We start from the raw sequence: 458 nt of genomic DNA, 5'->3' as shown, positions 1-458 counted from the left end.
GTTCTGGGGCGTCTTGCGGCTCCGACAGGGCGCGGACTTGGGTTTGCGGCGTTTTCCGCTTCGGCTTGTTCCAAGTTTCTTACGGCGTTATCAATTATCTCGTCCTGTTTGGCGTTTCTGTAAACAGAAGGCTCGGAAAAGATAACGTCAAAGGCTATCGACTTTGCCCTGCTTATATTCATGTAATCTACAATTTCGGCATACGCCTGACGGGGCCAGGGCCAGCCCCAGCCTCTTTCTTTCTGCGCCCAGTCAATACTGTCCTGATCCAGCAAAATTACGGCAATTTCATCGGAAGGACGGCTGTAAATGGAATCCGCCCAAAACCTCACCCGCATATCATAGGATTTGTATTCCAAAAAATGAAAAACTCCAAGCAAATGCAAACTGGTAATCAATAAAAAAACCAAACCAGAAATAATAACCGCGGTAAGTTTTTTACCTATTTTTCTCTTTCC

At 46.1% G+C, this 458-nt stretch carries 1 protein-coding gene; it reads right to left on the bottom strand.

All coding sequences use genetic code 11. The features are described 5' to 3' along the window. On the bottom strand, nucleotides 1-359 hold a 359-nt coding region (locus tag ACYVTD_RS16715; RefSeq protein WP_461248780.1), incomplete at its 3' end, for a CHASE2 domain-containing protein. Nucleotides 360-458 lie beyond the last annotated feature (99 nt).

The organism is Treponema sp. R6D11 (genome assembly GCF_054786075.1).
Note: the sequence above shows the minus strand (reverse complement) of the source record. Positions and strands in the feature narration are given on the sequence as shown.